Source organism: Nocardia sp. NPDC052112 (genome assembly GCF_040680135.1).
Lineage (GTDB): Bacteria > Actinomycetota > Actinomycetes > Mycobacteriales > Mycobacteriaceae > Nocardia.
Window position 1 is genome coordinate 32,518 of sequence record NZ_JBFAWD010000037.1, and the last position, 8,999, is coordinate 41,516.

The window sequence follows — 8,999 nt, forward strand, 5'->3', positions numbered from 1 at the left end:
CTTGTGGACTCGTTACGGGATGCTCGCCCGCTGGTCGCTCGCGCACCGCTTTCTGCGGACTTGCTACGCGCTGACTCGCTGGTCGCCGGGCTGTCGCCGCTTGTGGACTCGTTACGGGATGCTCGCCCGCTGGTCGCTCGCGCACCGCTTTCTGCGGACTTGCTACGCGCTGACTCGCTGGTCGCCGGGCTGTCACCGCTTGTGGACTCGTTACGGGATGCTCGCCCGCTGGTCGCTCGACCACCGCCCCTCGCGGACTCGCTACGCGATGCTGGCCCACCCGTCGCCCGGCCACCACCCCTCACGGAATCGCTTCGCGATGCAGTCATTCAGCGATTCTGACATGGGTGCGGCCGGGGCCGACCGGATCGCGATCCGAGGTGGTCGGTGGTCGCGGCCCGGATCCGGTCCGGACGCAATCTGGTGGTAGCTATTGCCAGATCCAGGGTTCTGGAGGATTCTATTGCCAGATGCTGTGCAGCCCGGCCCGCCGGGATGACGGGTCACGATGCCCGACAGCAGGCGCTCGACGAGGAGGCAGCAATGTCCCAGCCCGGCTACTTCGCCGATAATTCGATGGCCCGTCGGGTCATGAGCAAGCGCGCGGTCGGCCTCACGTACGGCCAGCGTGCTCTGGTGATCGGCGCGGTCAACCCGCTGCTCTACGTAGGGACGGCCGAGAACACCGAGCATCGGATGACCCCGTACACGCGACTCGCGTTGACCGGCAAGCTCTTCGAGGCCGTCTTCCTCGGTAGCAAGGACGAGGCGGATCGCGCGCTCGCCTTCACCACCAAGAAGCATGCGAAGGTCGTCGGCGAACTGCCCGAGGATGCGGGCTCGCACCATCCGGCGGGGACCGGCTACTCGGCACTCGATCCGCATCTGATGTACATGACCATGGCCTTCACCTTCGACTCGGCCGAAGTCATGCACGATCTGCTGGTCCGCCCGCTGACCGACGGCGAGCGCGAAGGTCTGTACCAGGACTATGTCCGCTGGGGCGAATTGTTCGGCATGCCGCGCGAGGCCGCGCCCGGCAGCTACCCGCTGTTCCGCAAATCCTTCGACGACTACCTCGCCTCGGACGAGCTGTTCCTCACCGATGAGGCCCGGCTCGTCGGTTCATATCTGGCCGGTCAGCGCGTGCCCTATCCGCAGCGCAGGCCGATGCGCCGAGTCGTCGACGCGTTCTACCTGCTGGTACAGGGCAGTCTGCCGCCGCGCATCCGCGAGATGTACGCGATGCGCTGGGGACTGGCCGAGCAAATCGCCTTCCGTGCGCTGGCCCAGGGTGTGCGCACCGCGCATATCGCGCCGCCGCTGCTGCCGCCGGTGCTGCGCGGGACGCTGGCAGGTCCGAGTGCGCCGGTCTACAAGTTGTTGTCCAAGCGGGAGCGTGAACTGCACAGCACCGGCCGTCCCAGCATGCCCGGTGTCGACCCACGCAACTGGGCGGCGCGAAATTCCGCGTGACGCCCATGCGAAGATCGGGATATGTCCAGTCCTGCTCAGACGAACCCGGCCGCTGAACGCAAACAGCGGGTGCTGTCCGGGATCCAGCCCACCAGCGCGTCCTTCCACCTCGGCAACTACCTTGGGGCGCTGCAGTACTGGGTGACTATGCAGGACGACTACGACGCGCTCTACTTCATCCCGGATATGCATGCGATCACCGTGCCGCAGGATCCGAAGGAACTGCGCGCGCGCACCAAGGCAGCGGCCGCGCAGTTGCTCGCGCTCGGCATCGACCCCAAGCGCTCGACGCTCTTCGTGCAGAGCCAGGTGCCCGAACATGCCGAACTGACCTGGGTGCTCAGCTGCATCACCGGATTCGGCGAGGCCAGCCGGATGACCCAGTTCAAGGACAAGTCGGTCAAACAGGGCGCGGAGAACGCCAGCGTCGGACTGTTCACCTATCCGGTGCTGATGGCCGCGGACATTCTGCTCTACCGCCCGCATCAGGTTCCGGTCGGCGAGGACCAGCGACAGCATCTGGAGCTGACCCGAAATCTGGCCCAGCGCTTCAACTCTCGATTCAAGAAGACGTTCGTGGTGCCGGAGGCGCATATCGTCAAGGGCACCGCGAAGATCTACGACCTGCAGGATCCGACGTCGAAGATGAGCAAGTCGGCTTCCACCGACGCCGGTCTGATCAACTTGCTCGACGATCCTAAGATCACCGCCAAGAAGATTCGCTCCGCGGTCACCGATACCGAGCGCGAAATCCGTTACGACCCGGAAACCAAGCCCGGCGTCAGCAATCTGCTGGTGATCCTGAGTTCGCTGAGCGGCACCCCGATAGTCACGTTGGAACGCGACTATGCCGGTCAGGGGTACGGCGATCTGAAGTCCGACGTCGCCGACGCGCTGGTCGAATTCGTCACCCCGCTGCGGGCGAAGGTGGAAGAGTACCTTGCGGATCAGGGTGAACTCGACCGCATTCTCACCTCGGGTGCCGAGCGGGCGCGTGAGATCGCGGGCAACACCCTGGCGCAGGTTTACGACCGGGTGGGGTTTTTGGCTCGCTAGCCGGGGAATACCGCTATCGACCGCTTGCGGACCACCACCGCGGTCTCTGTTGAAGGGGCGTGACAGGTGCAGGTGATCGACAATGTCAAGGCATCGGTAGAACGATGGATCCAGTCGCGGCCGTGGCTCGATCATCTGGTTCGGGCAGGCGAGCGGTATCAGCGGCAACGCGGAGACTACTACGCGGCTGGCATCACGTATTTCACGGTGCTGTCGCTGTTTCCACTGTTGATGGTCGCCTTCGCGGTTGCGGGATTCGTCCTTTCGGGTCATCCGGACACGTTCACCGATCTGCAGAACAAGGTCATGGAGAACATTCCGGGATCGCTCGGCACGCAGATCAACGATCTGATCGAAAAGGCGGTGCGCTCGCGCGGCACCGTGGGCACACTGGGTCTGCTGGTCGGTGCCTACACCGGGCTCGGCTGGATGGCGAATCTGCGGGCGGCGCTGACCGAACAGTGGGAACAGCAGAGCACCGAACACAATTGGTTGTTCAACAAGCTCTCCGACCTCGGTGCGCTCATCGGTCTCGGGCTGGCCTTCGTGGTCTCGATCAGCCTGTCCGCGCTGGCGTCGAGCACCCTCAGCGCCCGAGTGCTGATCACATTCCATCTGGATGATCTGCCGGGGGCGCGGCTGATGCTGGTGCTCATCTCGATGCTGCTCGGCTTCCTCGCCTCCTGGGCGGTACTCGCCTGGATGATCGCGCGGTTGCCCAGGGAGCCGGTCACGCTCCGTAGTGCCGCGCGGGCGGCGGCGCTGGCCGCGGTGGTTTTCGAGATCTTCAAATACGTCGCGTCGTTCTACCTGCAGACGGTCCTGACCAGTCCCGCCGGTGCAACATTCGGCTCGATCATCGGCCTGATGGTGTTCACCTACATCACCTACCGAATCATTCTGTTCGCAACCGCCTGGGCCGCAACAGCATCCGAAAACGAGCCCGAACCCGAAATAGCCCCACCCGCTGCCGCCGTGATCGTGCCCCGCATGAGCGCCCCCGGGCTGTCCATTGGCGCCGGCGCCGCCTACTTCGGCGCGGGTGCCCTTGCCGCCCTTGCCCTTTCGATCCTGCGCCGCAGGTGACAGGGAGTGGTGTGAGTCGCTGACCCGGATAGATCCGTATGGCAACCGTGTCACTCGTAAGAGTCGTTCGGTTCGCCACCTGAAATCCACATCACCGCGCTCTCCGGTAACCACAGCTGTCGCCGAATTCGTGCCCGGGAAGACTTTTTCATCAGTAATCCCGTTTCGTCGGCCGCCCAATCGGGATGTCGGCGGAACGTGGAAAATGGCGTTCCGTTGACAGCCCCCAAACCCGCGAACCATTCGACCCGGTCGAAGCCCTCGGCCATCCGACAGCCACACCCACCTGAATAGGCGGCCGCTTGACTTCAAGACCATCGGAGGTCCTCGGTGCTGCCACGATTGGCTCTTCCGGTCCTCGAGAAAGCGGGGAACCTCATTGGGCTCAACTTCCCATATTTGGGAAGTGTGCGTCTCATGGGGCAGACTGCGGTCACCAAGGTAAGGAGCCATGAGGTGACCCTGATTAAAATCGCGGGAAGAGTAGCGTTGACAGCCGCCGCGGCTGCCACGATGTCGCTAGTCGCACTATCGCCCGCGAATGCTGCTACACCTGCGGGATTGTGTGGTTCGGGCTACTATCAAATCGACAGTCATAGCTTGCGCTACGGCAAGATCTACCTGCTGTACAACGGTAGCGTCAATTGTGTTGTGACCATGAAGACCTCATATGTGGGGACTCCTACACTCACGAGTGCATATGTTTTGACCAGTCAAAGCAATATCAAACAGGATCAAGGCAACTTTTCACAGTATGCGGGCCCGGTAAAGATCTCGGCGAAGGGCGTCTGCATCCAGTGGGGTGGCGGGGTTTCATCTTCTACTGACGACGGGTGGGATGTGCGCGATGTGTGGACATCCGATCTCGAGCATTGCGATTAGTACCGCAACGGTAGTCGGCGGTTAGCTGAGTGCTGGCCTCGCTGCCGGTAGCGTGAGCGCGATCATGTCTTCCGCTTCGTCGGCGAGTCCCCCTTTGCAGCAATAGCTTTGGATGCTTCCAGCCGTGCCGGGATGAGCGTGGACCAGGTGATGTGCGCGTGCCAAGAACGCACCGGGTAGTGGTCGAGCTCGGCTTCATTCTAGGCCTGCTGGAGTCTTCTTGTCTCGAGCTGCGGCGTTTCCTGCTGGTCGCACCGTGCCATTTTCCTAGCAGCGTCGAGAACGATCGACTGCTTCGCCGCCTCGCTGGCACGGATTGATCTCCGTCCAGTCGTGCGCCGCCGCAGGATGGGCGGGGCAGTCGGCTCGTGCGGAGGGCTGACTGCCGGGTTCTACGGACCCGGATGGGTAGCAACCGAAGTTGGCCGAGGTCACCAGATATCGGTCCAGACGGGCCGTTTGGGGATGTCGAACACTGCGGAATTCTTGTGGACCACAACGGGAATCGAGGAGCCGACGCTCAATCGCTCGGCCAGTGCTCGCGCCGCGACCTCGCGGAATTGAGGGTAGAGGTACTGCTTCTGCACGCGGGCATCCGCACCCGAGTCCGGGTGCGCGAACTGGGCTTCGACCCGCACCCGCCACAAATCGAAGTTGAGCGTCCCCGAACGGTACTTGTATCGCAGATCCGACGCGACCACCACCGCAGACATCGCGATCCCGGCCCGCCGCAGGTAATTCCGGCGCAGCCGCCATGCGGCGGCCAGCACGAGCATCCACGCACCTATGCCCAGCAATACGCTCACCGGAAGAAACAGCGCCATGGCGACTTGCGAACCGGTCCACCGGGCTATCGCGGCACCCAGGTTCAGCGCGCCCGCCATGAAGGCCACCGCCGCTACCACGACACCCAGCGTCCACACCAGCGACATCGGGCCGATCATCTTCCGGGACCGCCCCACACCAACTCCTCGAGCAAACCGGCACTAATCCACCGACTGTAACGGCACCTCGGAACGCGAAGTTACGGCACACTGCGTCTCAGCGCCAGCGCCGCTCATCGGGGTAATCCTCGAAGTCGTCCGGCCAGTCGCTCGGGCCGACCACGGTTTCGCCTGGTCGCGGACGGCGGGTGGGGGTCTGGGTGGGCGGCCACGTGGGGGCTGGAGGCGGTGTGGGTTCTTGCGGGGGTTCCGGGGTCCACTTCCAGGTGAACAGCGGCGAGCTCTTCATCTCGGCGACTTCCGGTGGTACCGGGCTGGCGAGGGTTTCGATGTCGCACCAACGGCATTCACCGTTACCGACTCGTTCGGCGTATGCCTTCAGCGCCGGGGACGCGGTGTCCATACCGGCGACCATCGAGATGAATTCCTCGGTCACCTCGGTGGGACCGTCGAACAGTTCGTCAATGTCTATGTTGGCCAGGCGGGTGGTGGCGGTGCGTAGATTGTCGACCGCGTCCATGACCTTCCTGGCGATCGCCTCCACCTCAGGGTCGAGATCGGGCTCGCGCATGCTGCCCCATTGTGGTCGCGTCATGACGCGTTCTCCCACGGTGCGGTGCCGGACCCGGTGTCATACGACTGTGTCGGGCGGTCCACGGTGTCGCCGTAATGGGAAATTGTTTCGATATCCTTGGCGAGGGCCGCCTTACGGGTCGCGTCGTCAATTTTCTTGGTGACCGGCGCGATGGCCTCATCCAGTTTCTGTTTCCCCTTCTCCTTCAACTGGCCTACCGGATCCTTGATGATGTCGAGGAGCTTCTTGAAGGCATCGGCAAGCTCTTTGATCTTCTTGACCACCTCGATGGCGTTTGTGATGATCACACCGATGTCATAGACCAGCTTGGCGATGCGGGCAGCTCCGAGACCCGGGACGGCTGCGGACAAGATATTCGCGACCGACTTGAGAGCGCCCTTGATGTCGTCGAAATCGACATATTTGTTGAGCATCCCCCACAGGTATTCGAGGATTTTTTTGATGCCGTTCCTGATCTCATCGGAAACCGCGCCCGCACAATCACTGACGATCCGGCCGACCGGGCCTTCCCATTTCATTGCCGCGACCTGCTTGGTCGCCCACTCGCTGAAGGATACGGAAGCTTTACCATCCCAATTGGGTTTGCCGTCCGTACTACCGTCGATCCGCTTCACGCCGGATTCGAGATTCTTACCGCATGCCTCGAGCCCGTTGCCCGCTGCCTTGTAAACTTCACCGAGCCTGCGGATCTCGGACCAGTTTCCCGGAACCGGCTCCAAGCATGTTACCAGCGGATCGTATTCGGTTCCCGCCGCGCGAGTGATGCTCTTGATGGACTCGTTCACACGGCCGAGCACCGGGAAAACTTCGGCGATGAGACCGGCGAGCTCCTCTTTATTCGCCGCTGGCGCTTCGAGTTTGAAAGACTCCGGCTTCGGGTAAGTGGCGGCACCGGCGTATTGCGTGGTCACGCCGATCTCTTCGGTGCTGTCATCCACCGGGAGATTCGATTCGGTATGTGCGTTCAGCTCGGCGTAGGACTTCTGATCCTGGCTGTGATACATCCACGCGGCCTTATTGAGCTCGATGCCGGTGCCCAGGGTGGTATTCGCGAGCACTGCGTGGCGCTGAGACATCCAGTCAGCCGCATCATTGATGGGGGCTACCAGCGTGTCGATGATCGGCCCGTGGAGCCAATCCGCCGCCTTCCCCTCCTTCGCCACGAAGCTGGACGCCAACAGGGCGTCCCCCGCTATCGAGGCGACAAGATTACTCAGACCAGCAATCTCGCTGGGATTCGCCGCGAAGGTCTCAGCCATCTGCATATGCCCTAACTCTGTACTTTCCCCGAAGTGCAGCCGAATATTATTGCGCCACTGCCAGATTCGCGCTCCTCCCGACTTTATGCGTGCAGGCATGGTCCGTCAAATGAAGGTACTAGTCGGTGCCGAGTGCTTCGCTGAAGGTTTCGGCGATCTGGCGGATCTGGTCACACGCAGGCGGCACGGCAACCGGACCGGGGTGCACATGCAGGCCAACCGTAAAAGTCCCGTCGGATGATTTGAGCGACGCCGAACAAAGGCCGTCAACCAGCGGGGTCCGGTACAGCACCGCCTCACGCCCGCCGATCGGGTCGGAGTTGAATACGCTGTGGTAGTCCGGGTTATTCCGGATATCGTCAAGAGTCGAGTCGCTCGACGTCACTGACACCATGCCAGTGGGGTACTTCTCGCCATCGACGAGTGTCTCACGCCAGAATTGGCAGCCGATAGTCGTGAGAATGGAAACGCTTTCGCCTGGGTATCTTTCGCGAGTCGCCGGGTCGAATCCGGCCCGGGTCACCAAGTCATCGCCCACACTCACACACGGATCGAACCGAACCTGTTTGGCGCCGGTCTGCACCGGCGCCGGTGGAACGCCCACCTTCACGGAGGCGGTCGCCTTGGCAGACGTCGCGGGCGAGGCCGTCGCCGAAACCACCGTGTTCGCACCCTGATCGGTGGAACTACCAGCACAGGCGACCAGTGTCGTCGCACTCGCCACCAGGCAACCAGCTGCGAAACTTCTTCTCGTCATCGAAACCCTGATCGTTGAGGGTCGCCAGCCTATCCCGGCGGGACCAGACGGTCACTGTCATTCGTGATCATCGCAGAACGCAAGCAAGCCGAACACTCGGTCCGAATGCAACGATCACCATCGTTCGTGATGACCGTGACTGATCGGCGTACTCGGCCGTCACCTCCCGCGCGGTCTCGATCCAGCGCTCATCGGTGAGCGAGCCAACTGCCGTTCCGCCCGCGCGCCTTATACCCGCTGATCGAAGACAACCCCCGGGTCGAACTCCGGCCGAGGCTCCCCGGCCCCAGCCAACTCCACCGACCGCGACCGAAATCCCGTACCCGAGAAGCGCTTCTGGCCGTCCCGCCACCGGAACGTCCGCCACGGCACGATCTCGGCAACCTGGCCACACGTCACACGAGACCATGGAATCCGGTCCACCCGATTGCTGCCCGGGCGACGCACCGACAACTCGGCAGACGCCTTCGCCGCAGCCTCGTTCATCCCACCGCAGCCCTCATCGACACGTCGGACATCGGGCGACAGGCTGCCACCCAGACCAAGAACATGAGGATGGATTCGGTGAGAAAATCTCACGCACGCTTCAATAAACGAAGCCGACACGAAATCGCTCGTGAGATTACGAAGCGCGCCATGAGACCCTACAGGCGGAGTAAAGCCAGGCCGAGACTGTCAGCGGTCGAAGTCGCCTCGGGTTGTCGCGGTGGTGAAGGCTGACCATTCGGCTGGGGTGAATACCGGTGTGGGGCCGGAGGGGTTCTTCGAATCGCGAACGCCGACAAGGTTGTTCGGGAGGAAGGCGACTCCGACGCAGTTCGAGGGGGCACCGCTGTGACTGTTCTTGAACCACTTCGCGTCCGAGCGGTTCGTCATGAGGTGCCTGTCTGAGGTCAGCGGTCGAAGTCACCTCAGCTTGTCGCGGCGGTGAAGGCTGACCATTC

The 8,999-nt window shown here is 62.6% G+C and carries 11 protein-coding genes; 5 read left to right on the plus strand and 6 right to left on the minus strand.

The genetic code is table 11. The features are described from left to right. From AB0L58_RS39405 to yhjD, 4 genes are all read left to right on the plus strand, one after another. Positions 1–430, plus strand: a 430-nt coding sequence (locus tag AB0L58_RS39405; RefSeq protein WP_364395742.1) for a hypothetical protein, incomplete at its 5' end; no start/stop codon positions are given. 113 nt (positions 431–543) lie between these two features. Continuing rightward, complete coding sequence (locus tag AB0L58_RS39410; RefSeq protein ID WP_364395744.1) at positions 544–1,476, plus strand: oxygenase MpaB family protein; 933 nt, start codon at positions 544–546, stop codon at positions 1,474–1,476. A 21-nt stretch (positions 1,477–1,497) separates the two neighbouring features. Further along, the gene (gene trpS, locus AB0L58_RS39415) at positions 1,498–2,532 is read left to right on the plus strand and encodes a tryptophan--tRNA ligase (RefSeq protein ID WP_364395746.1); all 1,035 of its coding nucleotides are present in this window, start codon (positions 1,498–1,500) and stop codon (positions 2,530–2,532) included. Between the two features lie 66 nt (positions 2,533–2,598). Further along, positions 2,599–3,618 (plus strand): inner membrane protein YhjD, encoded by a 1,020-nt coding sequence (gene yhjD / locus AB0L58_RS39420; protein WP_364395748.1) that lies wholly within the window; start codon positions 2,599–2,601, stop codon positions 3,616–3,618. A gap of 50 nt (positions 3,619–3,668) precedes the next feature. Here yhjD and AB0L58_RS39425 read toward each other — a convergent pair whose 3' ends face one another. Beyond that, positions 3,669–3,887: a hypothetical protein gene (locus AB0L58_RS39425; RefSeq protein WP_364395750.1), complete on the minus strand. Its 219-nt coding sequence runs from the start codon at positions 3,885–3,887 to the stop codon at positions 3,669–3,671. A 187-nt stretch (positions 3,888–4,074) separates the two neighbouring features. Here AB0L58_RS39425 and AB0L58_RS39430 point away from each other — a divergent pair, with 187 nt between their 5' ends. Then, complete coding sequence (locus AB0L58_RS39430) at positions 4,075–4,500, plus strand: hypothetical protein (RefSeq protein ID WP_364395752.1); 426 nt, start codon at positions 4,075–4,077, stop codon at positions 4,498–4,500. 431 nt (positions 4,501–4,931) lie between these two features. Here the strand turns inward: AB0L58_RS39430 and AB0L58_RS39435 are convergent, their stop codons facing one another. From AB0L58_RS39435 to AB0L58_RS39455, 5 genes are all read right to left on the minus strand, one after another. Then, complete coding sequence (locus AB0L58_RS39435; protein WP_364395754.1) at positions 4,932–5,462, minus strand: hypothetical protein; 531 nt, start codon at positions 5,460–5,462, stop codon at positions 4,932–4,934. Between the two features lie 79 nt (positions 5,463–5,541). Continuing rightward, entirely contained in the window at positions 5,542–6,039 is a 498-nt protein-coding gene (locus AB0L58_RS39440; RefSeq protein WP_364395756.1) for a hypothetical protein, read from the minus strand. Then, positions 6,036–7,304: a hypothetical protein gene (locus AB0L58_RS39445; protein ID WP_364395758.1), complete on the minus strand. Its 1,269-nt coding sequence runs from the start codon at positions 7,302–7,304 to the stop codon at positions 6,036–6,038. The genes AB0L58_RS39440 and AB0L58_RS39445 overlap by 4 nt, the downstream gene beginning before the upstream one ends. A gap of 112 nt (positions 7,305–7,416) precedes the next feature. Further along, entirely contained in the window at positions 7,417–8,022 is a 606-nt protein-coding gene (locus AB0L58_RS39450; RefSeq protein ID WP_364395760.1) for a DUF3558 domain-containing protein, read from the minus strand. A 708-nt stretch (positions 8,023–8,730) separates the two neighbouring features. Next, entirely contained in the window at positions 8,731–8,931 is a 201-nt protein-coding gene (locus tag AB0L58_RS39455; protein ID WP_364395762.1) for a DUF397 domain-containing protein, read from the minus strand. Between the last annotated feature and the right edge of the window lie 68 nt (positions 8,932–8,999).